Here is a 24,962-nt window from a genome sequence, read left to right as displayed (position 1 = left end):
ACCGAGCAAACGCTTAGCTCCGTCGATAGAGTTGCAGATAGCTCGGCGAGAACAGCGCCGCGTCCTTGAGCGCATCGAGATCGGTGATGGTCAGCGTGCGATCGCGCAGCACGATCAGACCGGAAGCACGCAACTCCTGAACCGTGCGGTTGAGATGGACCACCGACAGGCCGGTGGCGTCCGCAAGATCCATTTGCGTCACCGGCATCACGCAGGAATTGCCCTCGACCATGCCGACAGGACGCAGCCGCTCGATGATTTCGCAGAACAGATGGGCCACGCGTTCGAAGGCCACCCGGCGGCCGAGATTGATGGCCCATTCGCGCTGGATCGCGTTGTTGACAAGCGTCTCGCACCAGAACGCTTCCGCCAGCGCGCCGTCGCTCGCCACCAGACTCTCGAACCGCGCGCGCTTGATTTCGGTGTAGACGACCGGCGTCATCGCCGCGATGGAATGATCCATCACCGACAACAGGAACGCGTGCGCGTCGCAACTTTCGCCGGGAAAGAGAAAATTGACGATCTGGCGCCGCCCGTCCTCGAGCGTCTTGTAGCGGCAGAGCCAGCCCGACAGCACGAGGCGCACGCTGTCGACCGGATCGCCCTCCGAGATCAGATCCTCGCCCGCTCCTGCGCGCTGGATTCCCTCGAGCATTGCATATTCGAGCGAGGTGCGGGCCTCCGTCGACAGCGGCCTCAGCACGTTCAGCCGGCGAATGACCGGGTCCACCTGGCTGCGATCTAGCGTCGACAAGGGCATCAGCTGGCCACCGCCGGTGTATGAAACGCCCGCTTGCTGAGGGGAATGGTGATCGTGCATTCCAATCCCTTGGGACTGAATGCCAACCTGGTCTGCCCCTTGAACTCGAACGCGAGTGTGCGCTCCAGAAGCTCGGTCCCAAATCCTTTGTGCGGCGGCGGCGCAACCGGCGGCCCACCGCGCTCCCGCCACTCGAACACCAGCTCCGCCGGGTCGGTGCCCTGCTCGAGGCGCCAGGAAATCTCGATGCGACCGGTCGGCCGGCTCAGGGCGCCGTATTTGAGTGCGTTGGTCGCGAGCTCGTGAATGGCAAGGGCAAAGGTTTCCGCTGCCTTCGACTGAAAACGCACCGGGGGACCGCTGACACGTACCTGCTCGCCCTCCCTGGCATTATAGGCCAGCATCTCCTCGACGGCGAGGTATTCGAGATCGACGCCGCCCTCGGGATCGCGGGTCACCAGCGCCTGGGTACGGGCGAAAGCGTTGAGCCGGCCGTCGAGATGAGAGGCAAACTCCTCGACCGTCGAGCTCGTATCGGCCGTGCGACGGGCGATCGAGCGCACCACGCCGAGCGTGTTGCGGACCCGATGCTGGAGCTCGGCCAGCAGCAGGCGCTGCCGCTCCTCGGCGCGGGTCATGGCGGTGATGTCAACGAAGGTGATCACGACCCCGGCGATGAAGTTTTCGATGCTGCGATAGGGCAGGATTCGCACGATGTAGCGCGTGCCGCTGTCCGGCGCCCTCAGCTCGCGCTCGGCGCTGGCAAGCGTCCGCAGCACGCTGCGAACGTCGTCATAGAGGTCCTCGATCGGGACGCGCGCCTTGATGTGCGCGATGGGCCGGCTAATGTCGGTTTCTACGAGATGCAGAATTTGCGTGATCGCCGGCGTGAAGTTCATCACGCGCAACTCGTTGTCGAGGAATACGGTCGCGATCTGCGTGCTCTCCAGGAAATTCCGGAGGTCACTGGTGGCGCGCGTCAATTCCTGGACGCGGTGAGCAAGCTCGCCGTTGACGGTGGTCAGCTCCTCGTTGACCGACTGCAATTCCTCGCGCGAGGTTTCGAGTTCTTCGTTCGCGGACTGGAGCTCCTCGTTGAGGGACTGGTATTCCTCGTTCGAGGACTTCAGCTCCTCATTGGTGCTTTCGAGCTCTTCGATGGTCGCCTGAAGGCGCTCCCGCGTCGCCCGCAGCTCGCCTTCGATACGCTCGACATGCTCGGTCTGCACCAACGCATTGGGCTTGCCTGCGCCGGCATCGATGGCGCGCACCGGGCCGTCCTTGAACAGGACGACAAAATTGCGATCGCCGCTGCCGCTCTCCTGGATCGGCTCCACCGTGATGTCGACGGGAATGTGCTGGCCGTTGGCGCCGAGCTGCACCTGTTCGGCATGGGCGGGCTCGTTGGTCTCCGCCGCGCGGCTGAGCACCGCCCGCAGGTCCAGGCGGAGATCGCGGTGGACGAGTTGGAGCAGATCGAGCGTGGCGGCGCCTGCCGTCGGCTCGATGTAGCGTCCGGTGCGCCCGGAAAAGTGCAGGACCTGAAAGTTGCTGTCGGCGATGACATAGGCGGGCGCATAGCGCTCCGCGATCCGCTGCGCGCGACGCTCCAGCCCGATATCAGGGCGGAAGGAGCGCGCCGGCGCTATCTCGAGGTTTGCCCTCCCCGCGGCGGTCGTGATCGGAAATTCCGGCGGCAGCCGGGTTCCGGTCTCGAGCTTCTTGAAGATGCGGGCGCGGCGGTCGACCGGTACGAACAGTTTTGGATGCCGCGTGACGTTCTCGGAATTGCCGAGGAACAGGAACCGATCCGGCAGAAGGGCGAAGTGAAATAACGGGATCACCCGGTTCTGCAATTCGGCATTGAGGTAGATCAGCAGGTTGCGGCAGGAGACGAGATCGAGCTTGGAGAACGGTGCGTCCTTGATCACGTTGTGCTGCGAGAAGATGCACATCTCGCGCAGCTCCTTGACCACGCAATAGGTGTCACCTTCGCGCACGAACCAGCGCGCCAGGCGCTCGCCGGTCATCTCCGCTTCGATCTTGGTGCGATAGCGGCCGACGCGCGCAGCCGCCAGCGCCCGTCCGTCGATGTCGGTCGCGAAGATCTGAACCTGCGGTGGCGAGTCCATTTTGGCCATGTACTCGCGCAGGAGGATAGCGATCGAATAGGCCTCCTCGCCGGTTGCGCAGCCGAGCACCCAGACGCGAACCTGCTGGCTCGCGTCCTTGCCTTCGAAGAGCTTCGGGACGATCTGGTTCTCCAGCACCTCGAATTCACGCTTGTCGCGGAAGAATTCGGTGACGCCGATCAAGAGGTCGTTGAAGAGGTGCTGCGCCTCGTCCTGGTCGTTGCGCAGGAAATCGACGTAAGCGGAAATGTCGCCGATCTGGACCACCTGCATCCGCCGCTGCACGCGACGCAGGAAGGTGTTCTGCTTGTAGCCGTGGAAATCATTGCCGGTCTTGCTGCGCAGGATGTCGGCGATGCGCGACAGCGAGGTCGCTGCAGCGGCCAGCACCTCATCGAACCCCTGCTTCTCCTCCAGCCGCCGCAGATGACGGGCATAGACCTGGATGTGCTCGGCGATGTCTTCGGCGGTCAGCACGTAGTCGGCGATCGCCGCCGGCGTATCGGCGTCCTTCAGATGATCCGCGTCGTCGCTCGCGCCTTTTTCGGCGATGGCAAGGCCGCCGTGGTCCTTCAGTGTCGCGGTACCCAACGTGCCATCGCCGCCGATGCCGGACAGGATCACGCCGATCGATTGCTCGGCGCGTTCTTCCGCCAGCGACACCAGGAAGCTGTCGATCGTCGCCCGCTCGCCGGGCGCCTGCTCGGCCGGGCGGACGCCGAAGCGACCGTCCTGGATCGTCGTGATCATCGCCGGCGGGCACAGATAAATCGTGCCACCCTCGATGGTCTGGCCGTTGCCGACGTCGGAAATCTTGCCACCGTGGGAATTTCGCACGATCTGGCGCAGCCGCGGCTCGTCGAGGGCCTCATGATGCTGGAATGCGAGCACGACGGCCTGGTCGGCGCTTACGGTCAGCCTGGAAAAGAACCGCTCGACGCTATCCAGAGCTGTCGGCGCGGCGCCCACCCCGATGATCAGCGGAGACCTGGTCTGGCGCTCTCTTTCGACCGACTGGTCGCCGATTTCATGCATGGTCTCGGTAGCTCTCATTCATTGACGGGAACCAGAGGACGCCCGCTCGCCGCAAATAGCAGAATTGATATTATCCCAACAGGTGCAAGGCGGAAACGTCACGCTGCGTTCCGTACAGCGAGCATTGGGCATTAGGCATTGAGCTTGGGTGGCCTGCCAACGCCCCCAGATCACTCCGGACCGACTTGCTGCCGAAGATAGGCGATCCGCTGCTCGATCAGGACGCGATGGCGCAGCCATTCCGTGAGGGTCTGCTTCAGCGCCTCGACCAACCGTTCCGCCTGGCCCGCGTCGTGGCCGCCGGCACTGAGCTCGCGGATGCGCGCCTCCTGATCGAGGATGCGCCGCGAACCCTCCTCGATATCCCGATCGGCCTTGATCAGATGGCGGCGCTCGGTATCGAGTTGCTCGGTCCATTCGGCGAGGGAAATGGCCATCGCGACCCTCAAGCCTCCCGCTTGCGAATGGGAGGATCGAGCGACTTTAGCACAACGCGCCGGATCATGTCGGCATATTCGCGATATTCGGCAGCGCGCGCCTGGTACATCTCGGCCACCGCCGGCCGGCCGTTGCGCCGTCCGTCGGCGGCCATGCGCTGCACCAGCTCGGCCCGCTCCTCGATGATGCGCAGTGCGACCCGCAGGGCTTCATCCACTTGCCCCTCCTGCTCTTTTGCGAGGACGTCGGCGGCGAAGGCGTGACCGACCTGGCAACGGAAGCGCATCGGGTGCGATTCCTTCATCTCGGACAGGACGCCCCCGCAGGCCGGACAGGTCAGCGCAACCGGATCGGCCATCGAGACGAGACGGTCACTGCCGATCCGTTCGCCGGCCGCGATCTCGACCTCGAGCCGGATCTCCGGCGGGATCGGCAGTGCGGCGCCGGCAGCCTCCCTGGCGAGATCAGACAGCACGTCGCCCATTCCGGCGCCGGGAACGCAAAGATCGATGATGGTCGCCTCGAGGGCGCTCCTTGGCAATTCATCGGCGATGGCATCCGAGGGGTCCTGAACCACCGAAATCCCGCCGCAACGCTTGATGGCGTTGAGACCGGCCGAACCGTCCGACAACAGGCCGCTGAGCAGCACACCGATCACACGTGGGCCGTAATTGATGGCGGCCGAGCGAAACAAGGCATCGATGGCCGGCCGGACCATGTTCTCGCGCGGGCCGCGCCCGAGGAATACGCGATCCTCGGACAGCAGCAGATGGTGGTCCGGTGCGGCCAGATAAACCCGGCCTGGCTCGATCTTCATGCCGTTTTCGGCCTGCCGGACCGGGAGCGGACCGGCGCTGCTGGCCACCGTCGAGAGAATGCCGATGCCCTGCGCCGGGATGTGCAGGACGATGAACACCGCCGCGGGCAGATCCGGCGGCAGCCGGCCCAGGATCTGCTTCAGCGGCGCGGTCGCGCCGGCCGAGCCACCTATGACGATGATGTCGCGGTTGCTCATGGAACCCACTATCGGTTGTATTCGTTTGTACCAAGGCGGGTCACCGCCCTATGTTCCTATGAACCGGCAACGAAGGGGTGGAAGGCACCATGGCGATGTCGCCTCGATCGTCAGGTCCAGAGTCGGCGCTCAGCGGGCGACGCATCTTCATTGTCGAGGACGAATATTTTCTCGCCGACGACATTGGCAGAGCATGTCGCGCGCTCGGCGCAGACATCGCGGGCCCGGTGGGCGATCTCAACGACGCACTCCGTATCCTGCACGACGGCAGTGTTCTGGATGCCGCCGTGCTCGACGTGAACATCCGCAGCGAGATGATCTTTCCGGTCGCGCGCGAACTGAAGGCACGGAACGTCCCCTTCCTCTTCACGACCGGATACGACAAGGTCACGATCAGTCCGGAATTCCACGACGTGCCGATCCTGGAGAAACCGATCGATATGCCTGCGATGGCACAGAGGCTGGCGGCGCTGATCGCCGATCCGCACGGCCGAGCCTGACGGCGATCAGAACAGATGCGCGAAAGCGAGCCAGGCGGTCACCGCCAGACACAGAAGCACCGCAGCATAGGGCAACGCGATCCGCAAATCAGCAGCCCTCCCGGTCATCAACCCATCATCATCCAGACGATCGCCGCCATCATGACGAGAAAACCCGTGATTGCCGTTGCGACAAAGGCCTGTTCGACGCGATCCATCGGCATCACAGCCCCCTTTTTCCAGCCGAACCAGTCTGACGGCGCGGGGAGCTTTGCGCATTAGGCTATGTGAATCGGCGTCCTCCTTATCGGTCCGCGCCGCACTGGTTAGCTTAGATTGCGACGGTATCGTTCTACGACTTCGCCGTGCCCGGCTCCGCCATCTTGCGATGCTGCTTGGCCAGCATCTCGTTCGGCGTGACGTTGGCGATCGTGGTCTGGATCTTGTTCTTCATTCCGGTCACGATGTCGGACTCCCCGCGCAACATGGCGTCGAAGCCGGCCTTCGCCACGTCGTAGGCACTGTCCTTCGGCTCGGTGCCGACCTTGGTATCCATCATGTCGGCGCGGCGGAAGAACTCCGTTTCCGTGGCGCCAGGCATCAGGCAGGTGACGGTGACGCCGCTGTCGCGCAACTCCTCGCGGAGCGCAAATGAGAATGAATCAAGAAACGCCTTGCTGGCGTTGTAGACCGCCTGAAAACTGCCCGGCGTGAATCCCGCGATCGAGCCCGTGATCAGGATGCGCCCCGAATTGCGGCGAAGCATCGCGTTGCCGGCGCGATGGATGAGATACAGCGTGCCGGTGATGTTGGTGTCGACGAGGTGCTTGATCCTGGCAAAATCCTGGTCGAGAAAGGCCTTGCCAAGACCAACGCCGGCATTGGCCAGCAGCGCGTCGATCGGCCGGTCGCCGACCGCGGCGCAGAGCTTGTCGACGCCTTCGGTGGTGGCGAGATCGGCCTGCACCGGTTCGACGCTGCTGCCGAGCCTGCGCAGATCGACGGCCACCCTCTCGATCTCGGGCTCGTCCGCCGCAATGACAAGGTTGAAACCTGCTTGGGCACAGCATCTGGCGAGTTCCAGCCCGATGCCGGTGGAGGCGCCGGTGACGACGGCGAGTTGATTGGCGGGCATGAGCGTATCCTTCGCTAATCCTCGAGGGGGATTGATGACGCTCCAATCACCGCAATGCGCGCTCGTTCCTATCGGGGACGCACGCTGGTGCGGCGCAAAGATTTTGCACTGTGGAATAGCAACCATCGTTCGTTGTTCGACTTGGTTGCCTCGTAGCTCGGGAGAAAAGAGATGAAGGCGCTGGTTTGGCACGGCAAGGAAGACATACGCTGCGACACCGTTACCGATCCGGAAATTCAGGACGCGCGGGATGCCATCATCAAAGTCACGAGCTGCGCCATCTGCGGCTCGGACCTGCACCTCTTTCACAATTACATTCCGGGCATGCTGCCCGGGGACATCATGGGCCACGAGACCATGGGCGAAGTGGTCGAGGTCGGTTCGGGCGTCGACGGCAAGCTGAAGAAGGGCGACCGCATCGTCGTGCCCTTCACAATCATTTGCGGCGAATGCGACCAGTGCAAGCGTGGCAATTTCTCGGTTTGCGAAACCACCAATCGCAAGAGTCATCTCGCTGAAAAAGCGTTTGGTCATTCGGGCGCCGGCCTGTTCGGCTATACGCACCTGACCGGCGGCTATCCCGGCGGCCAGGCCGAATATTTGCGCGTGCCGTTCGCTGACGCCACGCACATCAAGGTGCCCGCGGGCATTCCCGACGAGCAGTTGCTGTTTCTCAGCGACATCTTCCCGACCGGCTGGCAGGCCGCCGTGCAATGCGACATCGAGCCGACCGACACGGTCGCGATCTGGGGCTGCGGTCCCGTGGGGCAGATGGCGATCCGCAGCGCCATCCTGCTCGGCGCCAACCAGGTGATCGCGATCGATTGCCTGCCCGAACGGCTCAGCATGGCCGAAGCCGGCGGCGCCACCACCATCAACTTCGAAAAAGAAAGCGTCCTGGAGCGGCTCGAGGAGCTCACCGACGGCAGAGGCCCCGAAAAATGTATCGATTGCGTCGGGATGGAGTCGCATGTGATGGCTTCCCTGCCCGACACGCTGCTCGACCGCGCCAAGCAGATGGTCATGGTGGAGAGCGACCGGCCCCATGTGCTGCGCGAGATGATCTATGTCTGCCGGCCCGGCGGCATCATTTCGGTGGCAGGCGTGTACAGCGGATTCTCCGACATGCTGCCGATGGGCGCCTTCATGAACAAGGGCCTGACGATGCGCACCGGCCAGACCCACGTCAACCGCTGGACCGACGACCTGCTCCATCGCATCGAGGAAGGTCAGATCGATCCGTCCTTCGTCATCACCCACACCGTCCCGCTTAGCCAAGGCCCCGAGATGTACCAGGTGTTTCGCGACAAGCGCGACTCCTGCGTCAAGGTCGTGCTGAAGCCCTGAGGAGCAAGACCCATGTTTCATTTCTCCAACATCGTTCGCACCAAGGGCGACCCGAAAATCGTCGAGGGCGGCCCGAGCCTGAAGCGGCCCGAAGACCAGCTCGCCCGTGCGCTCGGCTGGTTCAGCATCGGTCTCGGCGTCGTGGAATTCTTCGCGCCGCGGCGCGTCACGGAAACGCTGGGCATGGAGGGCCATGAGACGCTGGTCCGCACCTTCGGCCTGCGCGAGATCCTGGCCGGGGTCATGACGCTCTCGGTCGAGAAGAACGCCGGCCTGTGGGCCCGCGTCGGCGGCGACGGCCTCGATGCCGCCGCGCTGCTCTCGGGGCTGACCGCGGACAATCCCAAAAAGGGCAATATCGCGCTGGCGCTGCTGATGGTCGGCGGCATCGCGATGCTCGATTACCGCGCCGCGCAGGACACCAAGCCGCAGCGGCCGCAGCGCGACGCACGGCGCAAGCTGTATCCGAACCGCAGCGGCTTTCCCAAGGGCATCGAGAGCGCCCGAACCGCGGCCAAGCAGATCGCAGCGCACGCCGCGACGGAACGGACCTGAGAACGCGCGACGAGGTGATGCAAGACAATGAGCGAAGCGTCCCGTAACGAAGGTGCGTGGTGGAATCCGCCGTCATCTACGAAATCGCACTGATCTCGTTCCAGGACTCGGACGGCGACGGCAAGGGTGATCTCGCCGGCCTGACATCCCGCATCGACTATCTGAAATGGCTCGGCGTCGACGCGGTGTGGCTGACGCCGGTCTACAAGAGCCCGTTTCGCGACCTCGGCTACGACATCTCCGACTACTGCTCGATCGATCCTGCGTTCGGCAGCCTCGAGGCGTTCGACCGCCTGCTCAAGGCCCTGCACGCGGCGGATATCCGCGTGATCCTCGATCTCGTGCCCAATCATACCGCGAACGATCACGCATGGTTCATCGAGAGCAGCAGCTCACGGAACAGCGCGAAGGCCGATTGGTACATCTGGGCCGACGCAGCCGAGAACGGCGGCCCGCCCAACAACTGGCTGAGCCGCTTCGGCGGCAGCGGCTGGGAATGGTGCGAGGCGCGGCGGCAATATTACTATCACTCCTTCCTGGTCGAGCAGCCCGATCTGAACTGGCGCAACCCGCAACTGCGCGCCGCGATCGCCGACGTCATGCGCTTCTGGCTCGATCGCGGCGTCGACGGCTTTCGCGTCGATGCCAGCGCGGTCCTGATCAAGGACGCGCTGCTGCGCGACAATCCGCATAACCCGCAAGCGAAAGGCAAGCCGCCGCCGCAGCGCCAAACGCCCGTCTTTACCGACGACCGGCCGGAGACGATGGATTGCATCGAATTCATTCGCGAGGTGATCGACGGCTATCCAGGGCGGATGTTGTGCGGTGAAGTCCAAGGCAAGACCGACCGCATCGGCCACTTCTACGGCAACGACGGACCGCGCCTGCATCTGCCCCTCAATTTCGCACTGCTGGACTCGCAATGGGACGCGCTGTCCCTGCAAGCAACGATCGACGCGTATTTCAACGCCATCCCGGATCATGCATGGCCGGTCTGGGTGATCGGTGGTCACGACAAGCAACGGATCGCGAGCCAAATCGGCGAGCCGCAAATGCGCGTGCTGGCGATGCTGCTGATGACGCTGCGGGGAACGCCCTTCTTCTTCATGGGCGACGAGATCGGCCGCAAGCGCGTTCCCATTCCGCCCGACCGCGTCCACGATCCCTTCGAGAAGCTCGTGCCGGGGTATGGCCTTTGCCGCGATCCCGAACGCGCGCCGATGCGCTGGGATGACAGCAGCAACGGCGGCTTTACAACCGGCGATCCATGGCTGCCGCTCGAGCCGCGCGACGGCGCGGCCAACGTGGCCGCGCAGCAGCGCGACCCACGTTCGATCCTGGCGCTGTTTCGCGCGCTGATGCGACTGCGGCGCGAGCGCGCGTGCCTGCGCCACGGCGGCTACGAGCCCCTACGCGCGCAGAACGACGTTCTTGCCTACAGGCGGACGGATGGCGGCAAGGAAATTCTGGTCGCGCTCAACATTGCCGCCGAGCCGCGGAAATTGCATTGGCAAGGTCGCGGCCGCCTGCTGATGTCGACGCATCTCGACCTGCCGTCCGAGCCGCTGCCGGACGCCTCCATCCTGCTCCGCGGCAATGAAGGCGTGATCATCGAACTCGAGCCACGGTGACGGCCGAGGAACCATCCGCGCGTCGAGAGTCTCATCAACGCCTCCGACGTCCCCCCTGCCGGAGGCTGAATAGACGAAACCGCAGCCCCGGCGCTCACCCCCTTCAAGCGCCGGGGTGGCGGCGTGAGCCAGGAGGCGGATCATGAGCAAGACCAAGGGCCTCGGTCAGCGGATCGCCGGCAAGGCGAAACAGGCCGTCGGCGAGATCGTCGGCGATCAGAATCTCCATGAGGAAGGCAAGGAGCAAGCGGAGCGCGGCCGGGACGAACAGAGCAAGCCAAGCGAGCTCAATCCGTTGAAGAAACTCAATCAGCTGACGTGAACGCTGCCGCGCCGTCAGCCATTTCCAAGTCAATTCGCACCGGTGATGAAGGCGCCTCACGGCGACGCTCGCGCTGGGTCGCCGCTGCCGAACTCGGCCTGATCAGCAGCACCTTCTCGACCATCGTCAGCCAGCTCTTCGCCGCGCGCATCGGACGCGATGCCGCGGTCGACTGGATGACGGTCGCCGCCATTCCCGCGCGCGATTGGGCGATCAGCGCAGAGCCGTCGTGGAGCGCGATCCTTGCCGGGATCGCCTTCCACCAATGGGCGGACTTCTCCTGGGCGCTGGTGTTCTTCGGTGTGCTCGGGCGCTGGACCGCCGACCTGCGGCCGCTGACGATCCTGCTGCTCGCGCTGCCCTGGGCCGTGTTCTCGTCAAGCATGGAATGGTTCGTGCTGGTGCCCCTGTTTCCGTTTTGGCAACCGCTGTTCACGCTGCAGCAGCCCTACTGGATCGGCCTGCTCGTCCACGGCTCCTCGGCCGTGATGTACCCCCTGTTTGCCCGGCTGCGCTGGACCGGGGGAGCAGCACCCGCGCGCGATGTTCGCTTCACCAATGCCTGGATCACCGGCGCGCTGGCTTTGATCGCACTGCTCGGCGCGGCTGCCTTGTTCGGCAGCCATGGTTACGAGCCGCAGTGGGCGGGCCGCGACAGGGACGCGGACCAGACTTACATCCGTCACATGACTGCGCATCACGCCCAGGGCATCGCGCTGGCCCGGATCGCCACCGAGCGCGCGCAGGACCCGCATCTGCGAAAGCTGGCGATGCTGATGGTCGCAAGCCAGACCGGCGAGAACCGGATTTTCGAGACGTGGTGGCTGAGCTGGTTCGACACCGAGATGCCCGATTGCAGCTCGGACGAACGTGCCGCCATGCCGGGCTTCCTGACACAGGCCGAGATGCGACAGGTCAAGGCCGCGCCGGCGGACCAATTCGACACGGTGTTCGTCGAGACGATGAGCAAGCATCACGCAGGCGCGGTCAGGATGGCCGACCAGATGTGGCATAGCCGCGGCGATCTGCGCCTGCGTGTGATGGCCCACGCCATCCGCCATGAGCAACAGGGCGAGATCGCGCTGATGCACGGCGCCAGCGGCATTGCCGCCGCCGCCGCCGCCTTCCGCAACATGCTCGGCGACAATGTCAATTGAGCGGGTCGTGCCCTACTCGCGCCAGAACTCCGCCAATTCCTCGGCGGTCATCAGATCGACCTGGCCGTGAAAGCGGGTGCGATACATCGTCATCAGCGCATCATGGCCGACGTCGGACGAGCTGCACAGCGCATCCTCGACGATGACGACCCTGAAGCCGAGATCGACGGCGCTCAGGACCGTCGAGAGCACGCAGACGTCCGTCTCCGCCCCGGTGATGACGACCGTGCCGACGTTCTTGTCGATCAGCAGGCTCGCGAGGCCAGGATTGCTGAACGCGGAATAGGCCGGCTTGTCGATGACGGCAGCCGGCGGAACGAAGCGGCTCAGAGCCGGCACGAGTTCGAGGCCGGATGGCGGCAGATGTTTGCGGGTCGCTTCGCGCCAGCGACGAAAATAGCGCTGCCACTGTCCGGGACGATCTTCCGGATCTTCCGGCGTGATGAATCGCGTGAAGATCGTTCTGGCCTGATGGCGCGAAACGATCGAGGCGATCGTCGGCAACACTCGCGCCATCCATGGCGTCTCCCAAAGGCCACCCGGAGCGAAGATGTTCTGCATGTCGATGCACAAGTGAACGGCGTCGCTGATGTCGGTCACGTCCGACGCGCTGTCTCTCATCGTCCTTCACTCCTGTGGGCGTGATCGACGGCGTTCACGACGCCGAGATCGGAGCCTCTCCGGCCTCGACGATCTCTGGAAGGATGTCCTTGAACAGACGCACCGGAATGGATTTTGCCGCAGGGACCTTGCTGCCCTCCGCGTAATGCCAGAGCGGAATGAGCACGTTGCACTCCGGATAATAAGCCGCAATGCTCCTGCGCGGGATGCCATAGGGGACGATTTGGAGTTCGCTCAGGCTGCGTTCGACACCGTCGCCCGCCTCCGTCACCAGCGTGACGGTATCTCCTGCTTTCAACCCGTCTCCCTCCATGTCGGCGGGATTCATGAACACGACGTAGCGGCCGCCCTCGATGCCGCGAAAGCGATCGCCTTCGGCGTAGATCGTCGTATTGAACTGCCCGTCCGCGCGCAGTGTCATCAGCTCATAGACGCGGTCGGTCTCGCGCGGCGGCGCGAAGGCCGACTTCGGAACGGTGAAGTTGGCCTTGCCGTTCGGGGTCTTCCACTTCCGCTCGCGCGCCGCGAGCGGCCGCGCAAAACCGCCGGGTTCGAACATGCGCGCATTGAAGTCCTTGAACTGGTCGGGATAGGTGCGCTCGATGGCGTCCCGAACCCGCGAATAGTCGGCGACCCAGGCGTCCCAATCGATCTTGGGGTTGGGCTTCAACGTTGCCTTTGCCAGGGCGGCGACGATCGCCGGCTCCGACAGGAGATGGTCGGCCACCGGCTTGCGCTGGCCGCGCGATCCGTGAATGCAGGTGGTGGAATCCTCCATCGACACCGCTTGTGCGCCGCTGGCCTGCCGGTCGATCTCGATCCGGCCGAGGCACGGCAGCAGATAAGTGACCTCGCCCGGCACGAGGTGGGTCCGGTTGAGCTTGGTCGCGATCTGCACCGACAGGCGCAGGCCGGACCAGGCGGGCTCCATCAGGGACCGCTCCGGAACGGCGCGCAGGAAATTGCCGCCGAGGCCGACGAAGCCGCGAACGTCGCCTTTCAGAATACCCTGGCAGGCGTCGACGGTGGACAGTCCCTCCCACCGCGGCGGCTCGAAACCGTAAAGCTCCGCAAGCTTGTCGAGCGGCACCAGCTTGGTCTTCTCGGAGATGCCGACGGTGCGCTGGCCCTGCACGTTGGAGTGGCCCCGGATCGGCAAAATGCCCGCGCCCGGCTTGCCGATATTGCCGCGAAGCAGCAGCAGGTTGACGATCATCTTGTTCGTCTCGACGCCGTGCTTGTGCTGGGTGATGCCCATGCCGTAATTGGCGATCACAGCCTTGGCTTCCATATAGGTGTTCGCGGCTTCGCGCAGCGCACCGCGCGAAAGCCCCGAGGCCCGTTCGATCTCGTCCCAATCCTGTGTACGGCAGAATGCGGCGAACTCCTCGAAGCCGGCCGTGTGCTGCTGGATGAATTCGACATCCACCACGCGCGCAGCTTCATTCTTGCGCGCGAGGTCGTCCGCCTCGATCACCCATTTGCAAATCCCGACGATCGCCGCAGCATCACCGCCGACCCGCACCTGATAATATTGCGAGCTGATGCGCGTGCCGCCGGCGATCATCTGGACCGGATTTTGCGGATTGACGAAACGCTCCAGGCCGCGCTCGCGCAGCGGATTGAAAGATATGATCGGCACGCCGCGCTGCGCCGCCTCCTGGAGCGGATGCAGCATGCGCGGCGCATTGGTGGTCGTGTTGTGGCCGAAGAAGAAGATGCAACCGGTAGTCTCGAAATCCTCCAGCAGAACGGTCCCGACCGGAACTCCGATCACCTCCGGCAGCGCCACCGACGTGGTTTCGTGGCACATGTTCGAGCTGTCGGGGAAATTGTTGGTGCCGTACATGCGGCCGAATAATTGGTACATGTAGCTGGTTTCGAGCGAGGCACGTCCAGACGTGTACATCACGACCGAACGGGGATCGAGCCGGTTCAGCTCGGCGCCGATAGCTGCAAAGGCCTCCTCCCAGTCGACCGGCAGATATTTGTCGCTTGCCCTGTCGTAACGCATCGGCGTCGTCAGGCGCCCCTGCTCCTCCAACTGATGATCGGACCAAGTTCGTAGTTCAGCCAGCGTATGTTGCGCAAAGAACTCCGGTGTCACGGTCTTGCGCGTAATCTCCCAGGCGGTCGCCTTGGCGCCGTTTTCGCAGAACTCGAACGGACGCGGCTTGGCCGGCTTGGCCCAGGAGCAGCTCACGCACATGAATCCGTCCGGCTTGTTCTGCTTGAGCAGGATCTCGCTGCCGAGAATGGCGACCTCTTCCTGTGTCAGGATACTGGCAACGGCTTTGAGCGAGCCCCAGCCGCCTGCCGGCGCATCATAGTTCTCGACCTTTGCCTTTTGCCGCATGGCGTTTCCTTCAATCGCAAGCCCTGCACGCAAAACCCGAGATGGGATGGCAAGTTCCAAGCGTTCGGAACCTTGCTCCGGTTCGTGCGTCGATGAATCGACGTAGGACGTACACCCATGCACGGCTCTCGATCCGGCGCACACGATCGCGCATCCATGCCCACGGCATCCGTGAGAATGCCCCGGCTGACGTCGAGCGGAACGCGGGATGAGCGGATGCTGGCGGAGGAATGTCCCGTGGCACTCGTCTACGACGGAACGACCGTCGCCGTTGTGATGGCAACTCCCGCCGATCTGACCGATCTTGCTGTGGGATTCAGCCTGACCGAAGGGATCATCGGGGACATCGGCGAGATCGAGGAGCTCACGGTCGTTTCCGGTCGCGACGGCATCGAACTGCGGCTATGGCTGCGAACGAACGCCGGGCGCCGCCTGAAGGAGCGCCGGCGACATCTGGTCGGGCCGACGGGTTGCGGCCTGTGCGGCATCGACAGCTTGCGGGAAGCCGGGCGGATCGTTCAGTGCGTCGAGCAGCCAGCGAACCTCACGGCGGAGCAGATCAGCACGGCCGTCGCAACCCTCAGCGAGTCACAGATCCTCAACCACAAGACACGCGCCGCTCACGCCGCGGGTTTTTTCGAGCCAGTCGGCAAGACCATGACGGTGCGCGAGGACGTGGGGCGCCACAACGCCCTCGACAAGCTTGCTGGCGCTCTCGCGACGGAAGGAGCATCCGGCCGCGCTGGCGCCGTCATTCTCACCAGCCGGATTTCGGTCGAGATGGTGCAAAAAACCGCCGCGATCGGCGCCGGCGTCGTCGTTGCCATGTCTGCACCGACCGCGCTCGCAGTCCGAACGGCCGAAGCCAGCGGGATCACGCTTGTCGGCATAGCGCGGGGCGACGAATTCGAGATCTTCAGCCATCCGGCGAGGGTGTTTAAGCCCGCCGCCACGCAGATCGAGCCGGAGTCTCGACCGCAGGCAAACTAAGGGAACCCGGGCGTGAGGGCATAGCGAACTTCGCCAGGCAACTTCATGCCCGATCGCGCCGAGGGAGCGAACCCTCGGCCGCGAGATCGAACATCGAAGACTTGGGGAGGCCCCGTTCCAGGGTCCGCAGCGCGAACAGGGCGGGCACCGATATCGCGAAACAATCTTTCGCGTGTCTGTTTGCTTGGTGCGCTCGGAGGGACTCGAACCCCCACGATTTTACTCACTGCCACCTCAAGGCAGCGCGTCTACCAATTCCGCCACGAGCGCTTTGGGGATGCCGGCTTGAGGCTTGAAGGCCAACCGGATCAACGGCGCCGATCTAACAAATCCGTCAGAGGGGTACAAGCCTCCAAAGGCCCTGAATTCCACAAGCTTGGCAGGAAAGTTCCGGCTCCTTGCGCCGGGATCGGCCTTTTCCGCCTGCCCGGCCGCTACTGCGTGCCCAGGCCGCGACGCGTGCCCGGGCCGCGACGCCTGCCGGGCCGCTACCGTGTGCCCGGGACACGTGGCAGCATCTGCTTGACCTCGACCGCGATGCGGTTGCGGTCGACCAGCACGACCCCGGAGGCGACCGGCAAATTATTGGCCAGAACCTTGACCTCGTCGGCCTCGGTTGCGTCCAGCTCGATGATGGCGCCGCGGGAAAGACGCAATACCTGATGGATCGGCATGGTCGTCGTCCCGAGGACGACCATGAGGTCCACGGTGACTTTGTCGAGAGTAGGCACTTCAGCACCACCGCAACTTGGGACTAGGACTAGGGACTGGTATTTGCTCCTGGGATCATCACCCGGTTATGGTTAGCCAATGGTTAATTCGCCCCAACACCCCCGCCAAGAGCTCGATTTGACGCCGTTTTCCGCTTCCACCGGCGAGCCGGTGGAATGGCGGATTTCGGACGCGCCGGTGCCCTATCCGGAGGCGGTCGCCGAAATGGAGGCGCGCGTCGCGGCGATCGCGGCCGGTGCAGCCCCGGAGCTGGTCTGGCTGCTGGAGCACCCCCGCTCTACACGTCCGGCACCTCGGGCAAGACCACCGACCTGCTCGATGCCCGATTCCCGACCTTTGCCACCGGGCGCGGCGGCCAGCTCACCTATCACGGGCCCGGCCAGCGCGTGGCCTATGTCATGCTTGACCTGAAGCGCCGCCGGCCGGATGTCCGGGCCTATGTCGCGAGCCTGGAGGAGCTGATTGTGCAGACGCTCGCCGCCTTCAACATCCGTGGCGAGCGGCGCGAGGACCGGGTCGGCGTCTGGGTCAAGCGGCCCGACAAGGGACCCGAGCACGAGGACAAGATCGCCGCGATCGGCGTCCGGCTGAAGCGCTGGGTCTCGTTTCACGGCATTGCCATCAATGTCGAGCCGGAGCTGTCACATTTCGCCGGCATCGTGCCCTGCGGCGTCGCCGATCCCCGCTACGGCGTCACCTCGCTGGTCGATCTCGGCCAGCTCCTGACGATGAGCGATGTCGACGTGGCGCTTCGGCAAGCCTTCGAGGAGCTGTTCGGGCCGACCCAGGCGCTGATGCCGGAAGCAGCGGCCTAACTTCGGTCTCCCTCATTCTCGGCAAACCCGGAATCAGCTACCCTCGATTCCGGTGTCGCCCACGCCTCCCCCTCCGCCGGGAAAGCAGATGTCATGCCGGGCGAATTGATCATCGGACCGACTGTTCGAGCGCCAAGGCATAAGGAGGGGGTTGCGCTTCAGCTCGCAATGGGAGGTTTTTGCGATGAGACTGTCTGCACCCATTTATCATCTGAAACGAAAAGCGAAGCGCTTGTCCCGCGAGGTAGGCATCCCGCTGCACGATGCGCTCGACCGCGTCGCTGCGACGCAAGGCTTTTCCGCATGTAGCCTGCTCGCGGCGAAAGCGGCCACAGCGACGCCGGCCAACCGGCTTTTCCCGCAATTCCAACCGGGTGACCTGGTGCTGGTGGGCGCGCGTCCCGGCCAGGGCAAGACCCTGATGAGCCTCGGGCTTGCCGTAGAGGCGATGCGGTCGGGCCACCGCGCCGCGTTCTTCTCGCTCGAATACACCGAGAAAGACGTTCTGGATCGCTTTCGGGCGATCGGCGTGGATCTGGCGGGGTTCGAAAAACTCTTCGAGATCGATTGCTCCGACGCCATCAGTGCCGACTACGTCGTCAAGCAGATGGCCGCAGCACCGCGCGGCACGGTCGTGGTGATCGACTATCTGCAGCTGCTGGACCAGCGGCGGGAAAATCCCGACCTCACCGTTCAGGTGCGCGCGTTGAAATCATTCGCGCACGACAAGGGATTGATCGTCGTCTTCATCTCGCAGATCGACCGTTCCTATGATTCCTCGCTCAAACCCTGCCCTGACCTGGACGATGTCAGGCTGCCGAACCCGCTCGACCTGAAGCTGTTCGACAAGACCTGTTTCCTGAACAAGGACGAAGTTCAGTTTCGCATAGCGAGCTGACGATCCCTGGCAACGGTTCAGGCCGCGGGTGCGGTTATTCACCCGCGGCCTCCCTCCTCACGCCTTCTCCGGCGAAACCTCGAGCTTGCCGGCGATGTAGCGCCGCTCCTGGGTCAGGCCGCCAAAGCCATAGGCGTCGCCCTTGACCTCGTCGACATGCAGATAGGTCTCGTGATGCAGCGGGCCCAGGATCCCGGCCATGCGCTGGAACATCGCGGCGAGATAGGCGGCCTTCTCGTCCTTGGTGTTGGTGCCTTCGCTGACGTGAATGTCGATCCAGTAGCTCGCGAGCTTTTGCTCTGCGAGCGACTTGCCGCCAGCGAACCAGTCGCTCGCCTCCACCGACTTCACGATAATGGCCGTGACCTCAGGGTCCTTGTGCAGGATTTTTGCGGTGAGCTCGGATACGGCGCTCGCGATGTCGGCCTTCAGCGGCGGCGACTGGCGCGGGGTGGTGTAGGACACGGTGATCAGCGGCATGGTCGTTCTCCTCGGATGTCGCGCAGATGTGCGCGGCGTTGGTGAGAAGCTAGACCCGCCCTCGACATCTTGGTATCTTATCTCTGTTGATACCAGTGATAAGAAATCGTAATGATAGCAACGCTCGACATCGCCACCGTCCAGGCCTTCCTGCTGGTCGCCGACCTCCAGAGTTTCACGCGGACCGCCGAAGCGCTCGGCACGACCCAGGCGGCTGTCAGCCTCAAGCTGCAACGGCTGGAGACGCTGCTGGGAAAACGTCTCGTCGAGCGCTCGCCGCGCGCGGTCCGGCTCACGGCAGACGGCGCGACGTTCCTGGAGCGCGCCCGCGCGCTGATCGCGGCGCATGACCGCGCGCTATCGGGCGAGGCCTCGGTCGCGCAGTCGCTCTCGCTCGGCATCTCCGACCATGCTGCGGGGCCGGAGCTGGTACCCCTGCTCGAACGCCTGCATGCGATGTCGTCGAACCTCACGCTTGCCGTCATCATCGGCTTCTCGCGCGAGATGCAGGAGGCCTATGATGCGGGCCGACTGGATGCGGTGATCGTGCGCCAGGAAGGCAGCCGGCGCGGCGGAGAGACGCTGGCCGAGGACGAATTCGGCTGGTTCGCGTCACGACGCTTCACCGTGCCAAAGGGGCAGCCTTTGCCGCTCGCGACGCTCGCCCCGCCCTGCGGCGTCCGCGCCATCGCCGTGCGCGCGCTCGACAAGGCCGGCCTGAAATGGCGTGAGCGCTTCGTCGGCGGCGGCGTCACCGCCGTGGTTGCAGCCGCGCTCGCCGGACTTGCAATCGCGCCGCTGGCGCGACGGATCGCGCCGGCAGGCCTGGTCGACGTCGGCCCCGCCCACAAGCTGCCGAAACTCGGCAGCTCAAAGGTGATGCTCCATTCGAAGGTCAGCGATCCCGCAAAGCTTGGGGCGCTGCGTGCGGTGGCGGCGACGTTCCGGAGCGTGGCGGCGGTCTGACGCGCACGGCTTTCCGGCTTGAATGCGGGCGAGCGTCTGCTGGCTTGCGTCCTGCATACGGACGCGCAATGTTGCCTAAAAATGTTCCAACCTCCGGGAACAATCCGCCACCTACTGCGTTTGCCCCCGTTGAGGCAGGGTCCGGGAATGGTCGAGAAGTCTAGTCAGCAGAGGGATTTGTTCGAAAGCGAACGCAGTTTCCGCCTGTTAGTTGAAGGAGTTGCGGACTACGCACTCTACATGCTGGATCCCACCGGGAGAATCACCAGCTGGAACATTGGCGGCGAGCGCATCAAGGGCTATTCACCCGGGGAGATCCTCGGCCAGCACTTTTCCCGGTTCTACACCGAGACCGACCGCGCCAACGGCAAGCCCGCACGTGCGCTCGGCATCGCGCGGGAAAAGGGCCGCTACGAGGAGGAAGGCTGGCGCGTCCGCAAGGACGGCACCTTCTTCTGGGCCAGCGTCGTGATCGATCCGATCTACGAGGCCGGCGAGCTGGTCGGCTTCGCCAAGATCACGCGCGACATCACCGAGCGGCGCAATACCCAGCTCAAGCTCGAGGCGATGCAGAAGCAGCTCGCCGAATCCCAGAAATTCGACGCGCTCGGCCAGCTCACCGGCGGGGTCGCCCACGATTTCAACAACCTCCTGATGATCATCAGCGGCAGCCTCCACATGCTGAAACGAGGGGCCGACGACGAAGCCAAGCTTCAGCGCGCGATCTCGGCCATCGAGACCGCTACCAGGCGCGGCGCCGCGCTAACCAACCAGCTCCTCACCTTCGCGCGGCGGCAGAGCGTCAATCCGCAGGCGATCGACTTCGCCGACCGCATCGCGGCGATCCGCGAGGTACTCGATGCCGGCGTCGGCAGCTCCGTGCGCCTGGCTTTCGACGTCAGCGACGACGTCTGGCCGATCAGGACCGACGTTTCCGAGCTCGAGACCGCGCTGCTCAACCTTGTCATCAATGCCCGCGACGCGATGCCCGACGGAGGCACGGTGACGATCGCAGCGCGCAATCTCGTGCTCGACGAGGACCCCCTCGTGGGCGAATTCATCGCGATCGACGTCACCGATACCGGCCTCGGCATTCCCTCCGACGTTCTCGACAAGATCTTCGAGCCGTTCTTCACGACCAAGGCGATCGGAAAAGGCACTGGCCTCGGTCTCTCCCAGGTGCACGGCTTCGCCCATCAGGCCGGCGGCACGGTCCGGGTCGCGAGCGCGCTCGGCAAGGGCACGACCTTCACCATCCTGCTGCCGCGCGGAGAAGACGAGCCATCGCGTGAGGCGGCGGGAGAACCGGCGTTCCAAGGCAGCGGCACGGTGCTGCTGGTCGAGGACAATCCGGACGTCGCCGCCGTCAGCATCGGCCTTCTGGAGCAGCTCGGCTATCAGGTGCGCCGGGTCGCGGACGCCGAAGCCGCCTTGAGCGAGATCGAGAAGAACGGCGTCGACTTCGTGTTCTCGGATATCGTCATGCCCGGCAAGATGGACGGGCTCAGCCTCGCCCATCACCTCCGCCAGATCCGCCCCGGCCTGCCGATTCTGCTCGCCACCGGCTACAGCGAAGTCGCCGCAGGCTTGCGCGGCGATTTCCCGATCCTGCGCAAGCCCTACGAGATCCACGAATTGAGCGAAGCGATCGCCAAGCTGCCGCGGTGATTCTTTAGCTACACCGTCGGCAACACCGAAAACGCCTCGCCTGCTCGGCGCAAGTTCAGTTCATCGACGTCGGCCGTCTCGCTGGTGACGCTGTCGACGCGCGAGGACGGCGGGCCGTGGCGGCACAGCGCAACCATGTCCGCGACGTGCTTCGGCGGCCCCGCGAACAGCGCTTCGACGCTGCCGTCACGGCGGTTGCGGACCCAGCCTTCGAGACCGCACGTCGTCGCCTGATACTCGAGCCAGGCCCGGTAGCCAACGCCCTGCACGCGGCCGCGGATCATGACCTGGAGGATCGCCCGGCTCATTGTTTCAGTCCGAGGACATCGGCGCTGCGCGCCTTGACGTCGGCCTCCCGCGTGACGCGGCTGGTCAAGTCCGACGATGGGAGACCTTTGAGATTCTTCGGCGCAGTGCCGTCGCGCAGCGCCTTCTGCGTCTCGTAGACGGCCTGCGTTGCGGCCGCGATCGGCGCGTGGCCCTGAAGCGCGATGCGCACGCGCTCGCCAGCGAGGTATTCGAGCACGTTCAACTCCTCCGGCGCGCCGCCGAGCACGATCGGCAGGCGCGTCGCAGACACGATGGCCTCGAGCTCGGCGCGCGACTTGATGCCGGTGAAGAACAGCGCGTCGACGCCGGTAGCCTCATAAGCTCTGGCGCGGCGGATCGCATCCTCGATCGAGGTGATCGAGGCCGCACCGGTGCGGCCCATGATGACGAGCGAGGGGTCGCCGCGGCCGTCGAGTGCCGCCTTCATCTTGCCGACGCCCTCCTCGAGCGAGATCAGCTGCGTCTCCGCTTCGCCGAAGCCAGCCGGCAGCAGCGTGTCCTCGATGGTGAGGCCGGCGGCGCCCGCCGTTTCCAGCTCCTGCACCGTGCGACGCACGTTGAGCGCGTTGCCATAGCCGTGATCGGCATCGACCAACACCGGAAGCGCTGCAGCACGCGACATCCGCCGCATCTGCTCGGCAAGTTCCGTGAGCGTGATCAGCGTGATGTCGGGGTCGCCGAGCACCGCGAGCGAAGCCACCGAGCCGCCGAACATGCCGAGCGGGAAACCGAGATCCTCGGCGATGCGGATCGAGATAGCGTCGTAGACCGAGCCGGGATGGACGCACGTCCCGCCCGACAGGATCGATCGCAGTTTTTCGCGGCGGGAACGAAAGGCCATGGTGATGTCTCGGTTAGGTCACGGAGGCCGCAGCATACTCCGTCATTGCGAGCGAAGCGAAGCAATCCAGAAATGCATCCGCAGAGACAAACTGGATTGCTTCGTCGCGGAGCCTGTCATCGGGCCGCGCTTCGCGCGGACCCGGTGGCTCCTCGCAATGACGTTACGCAAACTCCAAAATCAGCGCATCCACCGCGAGCGTCGCGCCGGCGCTGGCGTGGATCTTCTTCACCGTGCCGTCCTGCTCGGCGCGCAGAACGTTCTGCATCTTCATGGCTTCGACCACCGCGAGCGTCTCGCCGGCCTTGACCTCCTGCCCTTCGGTCACCGCGATCGAGACCACGAGACCGGGCATCGGACAAAGCAGCTTCTTGCCGGTGTCGGCAGCCGTGGTCACCGGCATCAGCCGCGCCGAGGCAGCTTCCGCTTCGGTCCAGACATAGACCGGCACCTCGACGCCCTGATGCGCGAGGCGGATACCGTTCGCGATCGGGCGCACCTGCACCGCGACGACATGCCCGTCGATGGTGCCCTGCCAGACAGGATCGCCCGGCTTCCACGGCGACTGCAACAGATGCGCATTGCCGGTCTTGCCGTCAGCATCGACGAAACGTACCGCGACCGCCTCGCCCTCGCGCGCGATCTCCAGCAGGATCTCCTGGCGGTCGAGCCAGACCGCACGGCGACGCTCGCGCTGCACGATGCGGCCGCCCATCTGCCCCGAGATCTGCCGCTTGCGCTCGCCGAGCACGTGATCGATGGCGGCGCCGACCGCAGCGAGCCGCCGTGCGACCTCGCCTTCAGGCACGCGCACGGCAAAGCCCTTGGGGAATTCCTCGGCGATGAAGCCGGTGGAGAGCCGGCCTTCGCGCCAGCGCGGATGATGCATCAGCGCCGACAGGAACGGGATGTTGTGGCGGATACCGTCCACATAGAACGAGTCCAGCGCAGTGGCCTGCGCCTCGATCGCGGCGGCGCGCGACGGCGCGTGGGTGACGAGCTTGGCGATCATCGGATCGTAATGGATCGAGATCTCGCCGCCCTCCTGCACGCCGGTGTCGTTGCGCACGGTGATGCCGTCCTGGCTCGCTTCCGCCGGCGGACGGTATTTCACCAGGCGCCCGATCGAGGGCAGGAAGTTGCGGAACGGGTCCTCCGCGTAGAGGCGCGACTCCACTGCCCAGCCGGTCAGCGTGACGTCCTTCTGCGCAATGGCGAGCTTCTCGCCGGCGGCGACGCGGAGCATCTGCTCGACGAGGTCGACGCCGGTGACCAGCTCGGTGACAGGATGCTCGACCTGGAGGCGCGTGTTCATCTCCAGGAAGTAGAAGCTCTTGTCCTGCCCCGCGACGAATTCGACGGTGCCGGCGGAGTCGTAATTCACCGCCTTGGCGAGTGCGACCGCCTGCTCGCCCATCTTGCGGCGGGTGGCTTCGTCGAGCAGCGGCGACGGCGCTTCCTCGATGACCTTCTGGTTGCGGCGCTGGATCGAGCATTCGCGCTCGCCGAGATAGATTACGTTGCCGTGCTTGTCGCCGAGCAGCTGGATCTCGATATGGCGGGGATCGACGATGAACTTCTCGATGAAGACCCGGTCGTCGCCGAACGAGGCCTTGGCCTCCGCCTTGGCGAGGTTGAACCCCTCGGCGACCTCGGAGGTCGAATGCGCGATGCGCATGCCCTTGCCGCCGCCGCCAGCGGAGGCCTTGATCATCACGGGATAGCCGATCTCGTCGGCGATCTTGACCGCGTGCGTGGCGTCCTCGATGACGCCGAGATAGCCGGGCACGGTCGAGACTTTTGCCTTCGCGGCAGCCCTTTTGGATTCGATCTTGTCGCCCATCGCCGCGATCGCGCCCGGGTTGGGGCCGATGAAGACGATGCCCGCCGCCTCCAGCGCGCGCGGAAACGCCTCGCGCTCGGACAGGAAGCCGTAACCGGGATGCACGGCCTCGGCGCCGGTCTTGCGGCAGGCCTCCACGATCTTCTCGATCACCAGATAACTCTCGGCCGCAGCCGGCGGGCCGATCAGCACGGCCTCGTCGGCCATCTCGACATGGAGAGCGTCGCGGTCGGCCTCGGAATAGACCGCGACCGTCTGAACTCCCATGCGGCGAGCGGTCTTGATGACCCGGCAGGCGATTTCGCCGCGATTGGCGATCAGAATGCGTTTGAACATGCTTTTCTTGAGTCTCGACCTTGGGCGGGACCCTTCCCTGGCCGTTGGAGCCTATGGGAGGGGCCGTGTGGCTCCCGTGG

Annotated in this window: 21 protein-coding genes, 1 tRNA gene and 2 pseudogenes; 11 read left to right on the top strand and 13 right to left on the bottom strand. The window is 64.7% G+C overall.

Annotated features, from left to right (window positions below):
* Positions 1-13: 13 nt before the first annotated feature.
* The 4 genes from AB3L03_RS34725 to AB3L03_RS34710 all read right to left on the bottom strand — a co-directional run bounded on the left by AB3L03_RS34725 (position 14) and on the right by AB3L03_RS34710 (position 5,380).
* Positions 14-760: a Crp/Fnr family transcriptional regulator gene (locus tag AB3L03_RS34725; protein ID WP_368507938.1), complete on the bottom strand. Its 747-nt coding sequence runs from the start codon at positions 758-760 to the stop codon at positions 14-16.
* Positions 760-3,927: a CheR family methyltransferase gene (locus AB3L03_RS34720; protein ID WP_247392984.1), complete on the bottom strand. Its 3,168-nt coding sequence runs from the start codon at positions 3,925-3,927 to the stop codon at positions 760-762. Before AB3L03_RS34720 ends, AB3L03_RS34725 begins: the two co-directional genes overlap by 1 nt.
* Before the next feature lie 170 nt (positions 3,928-4,097).
* On the bottom strand, positions 4,098-4,364 hold the full coding sequence (locus AB3L03_RS34715) for a hypothetical protein (RefSeq protein WP_018455213.1): 267 nt from the start codon (positions 4,362-4,364) through the stop codon (positions 4,098-4,100).
* Positions 4,365-4,372: 8 nt separating this feature from the next.
* Positions 4,373-5,380, bottom strand: coding sequence for a chemotaxis protein CheB (locus AB3L03_RS34710; protein WP_368507937.1), 1,008 nt, complete (start codon positions 5,378-5,380; stop codon positions 4,373-4,375).
* An 89-nt stretch (positions 5,381-5,469) separates the two neighbouring features.
* Between AB3L03_RS34710 and AB3L03_RS34705 the strand changes: the two genes are divergently transcribed.
* Complete coding sequence (locus AB3L03_RS34705) at positions 5,470-5,880, top strand: response regulator (protein WP_083926391.1); 411 nt, start codon at positions 5,470-5,472, stop codon at positions 5,878-5,880.
* 331 nt (positions 5,881-6,211) lie between these two features.
* On the opposite strand, the gene AB3L03_RS34700 is transcribed toward AB3L03_RS34705, so the two are convergent.
* A complete protein-coding gene (locus tag AB3L03_RS34700; protein WP_085351353.1) occupies positions 6,212-6,994 on the bottom strand; it encodes an SDR family oxidoreductase in 783 nt (260 codons plus the stop codon).
* Between the two features lie 171 nt (positions 6,995-7,165).
* Here AB3L03_RS34700 and AB3L03_RS34695 point away from each other — a divergent pair, with 171 nt between their 5' ends.
* The 5 genes and pseudogenes from AB3L03_RS34695 (at position 7,166) to AB3L03_RS34675 (ending at position 12,006) form a co-directional block, all read left to right on the top strand.
* On the top strand, positions 7,166-8,341 hold the full coding sequence (locus AB3L03_RS34695) for a zinc-dependent alcohol dehydrogenase (RefSeq protein ID WP_085351352.1): 1,176 nt from the start codon (positions 7,166-7,168) through the stop codon (positions 8,339-8,341).
* Between the two features lie 12 nt (positions 8,342-8,353).
* Positions 8,354-8,896 carry a hypothetical protein gene (locus AB3L03_RS34690; protein ID WP_018455219.1) on the top strand — a complete coding sequence of 181 codons (543 nt, stop codon included), beginning with the start codon at positions 8,354-8,356 and terminating at the stop codon, positions 8,894-8,896.
* Positions 8,897-8,923: 27 nt separating this feature from the next.
* Positions 8,924-10,527 (top strand): annotated as a pseudogene (locus AB3L03_RS34685) (alpha-amylase family glycosyl hydrolase).
* A gap of 142 nt (positions 10,528-10,669) precedes the next feature.
* Entirely contained in the window at positions 10,670-10,849 is a 180-nt protein-coding gene (locus AB3L03_RS34680) for a CsbD family protein (RefSeq protein ID WP_085351350.1), read from the top strand.
* Entirely contained in the window at positions 10,846-12,006 is a 1,161-nt protein-coding gene (locus tag AB3L03_RS34675; RefSeq protein WP_247399116.1) for a DUF305 domain-containing protein, read from the top strand. Before AB3L03_RS34680 ends, AB3L03_RS34675 begins: the two co-directional genes overlap by 4 nt.
* Positions 12,007-12,018: 12 nt before the next feature.
* On the opposite strand, the gene AB3L03_RS34670 is transcribed toward AB3L03_RS34675, so the two are convergent.
* Positions 12,019-12,627 carry a cysteine hydrolase family protein gene (locus tag AB3L03_RS34670; protein ID WP_018455224.1) on the bottom strand — a complete coding sequence of 203 codons (609 nt, stop codon included), beginning with the start codon at positions 12,625-12,627 and terminating at the stop codon, positions 12,019-12,021.
* A 34-nt stretch (positions 12,628-12,661) separates the two neighbouring features.
* Positions 12,662-14,983 carry an FdhF/YdeP family oxidoreductase gene (locus AB3L03_RS34665; RefSeq protein WP_018455225.1) on the bottom strand — a complete coding sequence of 774 codons (2,322 nt, stop codon included), beginning with the start codon at positions 14,981-14,983 and terminating at the stop codon, positions 12,662-12,664.
* A 237-nt stretch (positions 14,984-15,220) separates the two neighbouring features.
* On the opposite strand from AB3L03_RS34665, the gene fdhD reads away from it, so the two are divergent.
* Complete coding sequence (fdhD, locus tag AB3L03_RS34660) at positions 15,221-15,973, top strand: formate dehydrogenase accessory sulfurtransferase FdhD (RefSeq protein ID WP_247399119.1); 753 nt, start codon at positions 15,221-15,223, stop codon at positions 15,971-15,973.
* A 185-nt stretch (positions 15,974-16,158) separates the two neighbouring features.
* On the opposite strand, the gene AB3L03_RS34655 is transcribed toward fdhD, so the two are convergent.
* Positions 16,159-16,243: transfer RNA gene (locus AB3L03_RS34655), tRNA-Leu, on the bottom strand.
* A 218-nt stretch (positions 16,244-16,461) separates the two neighbouring features.
* Positions 16,462-16,704 carry a FliM/FliN family flagellar motor switch protein gene (locus AB3L03_RS34650; RefSeq protein WP_085351347.1) on the bottom strand — a complete coding sequence of 81 codons (243 nt, stop codon included), beginning with the start codon at positions 16,702-16,704 and terminating at the stop codon, positions 16,462-16,464.
* Between the two features lie 79 nt (positions 16,705-16,783).
* Between AB3L03_RS34650 and lipB the strand changes: the two are divergent.
* Together lipB and AB3L03_RS34640 are read left to right on the top strand one after the other, a co-directional pair.
* Positions 16,784-17,520, top strand: a pseudogene (lipB, locus tag AB3L03_RS34645) (lipoyl(octanoyl) transferase LipB).
* A gap of 184 nt (positions 17,521-17,704) precedes the next feature.
* A complete protein-coding gene (locus AB3L03_RS34640) occupies positions 17,705-18,418 on the top strand; it encodes a DNA helicase (RefSeq protein WP_368507936.1) in 714 nt (237 codons plus the stop codon).
* A gap of 57 nt (positions 18,419-18,475) precedes the next feature.
* On the opposite strand, the gene AB3L03_RS34635 is transcribed toward AB3L03_RS34640, so the two are convergent.
* Positions 18,476-18,898, bottom strand: a complete 423-nt coding sequence (locus AB3L03_RS34635; RefSeq protein WP_018455230.1) for a 4-oxalocrotonate tautomerase family protein — start codon at positions 18,896-18,898, stop codon at positions 18,476-18,478.
* Positions 18,899-19,009: 111 nt separating this feature from the next.
* On the opposite strand from AB3L03_RS34635, the gene AB3L03_RS34630 reads away from it, so the two are divergent.
* The gene (locus AB3L03_RS34630) at positions 19,010-19,864 is read left to right on the top strand and encodes a LysR family transcriptional regulator (protein WP_368507935.1); all 855 of its coding nucleotides are present in this window, start codon (positions 19,010-19,012) and stop codon (positions 19,862-19,864) included.
* Between the two features lie 147 nt (positions 19,865-20,011).
* Positions 20,012-21,532 (top strand): ATP-binding protein, encoded by a 1,521-nt coding sequence (locus AB3L03_RS34625; RefSeq protein WP_368507934.1) that lies wholly within the window; start codon positions 20,012-20,014, stop codon positions 21,530-21,532.
* Between the two features lie 8 nt (positions 21,533-21,540).
* Here AB3L03_RS34625 and AB3L03_RS34620 read toward each other — a convergent pair whose 3' ends face one another.
* From AB3L03_RS34620 to AB3L03_RS34610, 3 genes are all read right to left on the bottom strand, one after another.
* Positions 21,541-21,840 carry an acylphosphatase gene (locus AB3L03_RS34620; protein WP_007603158.1) on the bottom strand — a complete coding sequence of 100 codons (300 nt, stop codon included), beginning with the start codon at positions 21,838-21,840 and terminating at the stop codon, positions 21,541-21,543.
* Positions 21,837-22,703 (bottom strand): oxaloacetate decarboxylase, encoded by an 867-nt coding sequence (locus tag AB3L03_RS34615; RefSeq protein WP_368507933.1) that lies wholly within the window; start codon positions 22,701-22,703, stop codon positions 21,837-21,839. The genes AB3L03_RS34620 and AB3L03_RS34615 overlap by 4 nt, the downstream gene beginning before the upstream one ends.
* 163 nt (positions 22,704-22,866) lie before the next feature.
* Positions 22,867-24,882, bottom strand: coding sequence for an acetyl-CoA carboxylase biotin carboxylase subunit (locus tag AB3L03_RS34610; protein WP_368507932.1), 2,016 nt, complete (start codon positions 24,880-24,882; stop codon positions 22,867-22,869).
* Positions 24,883-24,962: the final 80 nt, after the last annotated feature.

Origin of the sequence: Bradyrhizobium lupini (assembly GCF_040939785.1) — a bacterium.
Taxonomy (GTDB): domain Bacteria; phylum Pseudomonadota; class Alphaproteobacteria; order Rhizobiales; family Xanthobacteraceae; genus Bradyrhizobium; species Bradyrhizobium canariense_D.
Note: the sequence above shows the minus strand (reverse complement) of the source record. Positions and strands in the feature narration are given on the sequence as shown.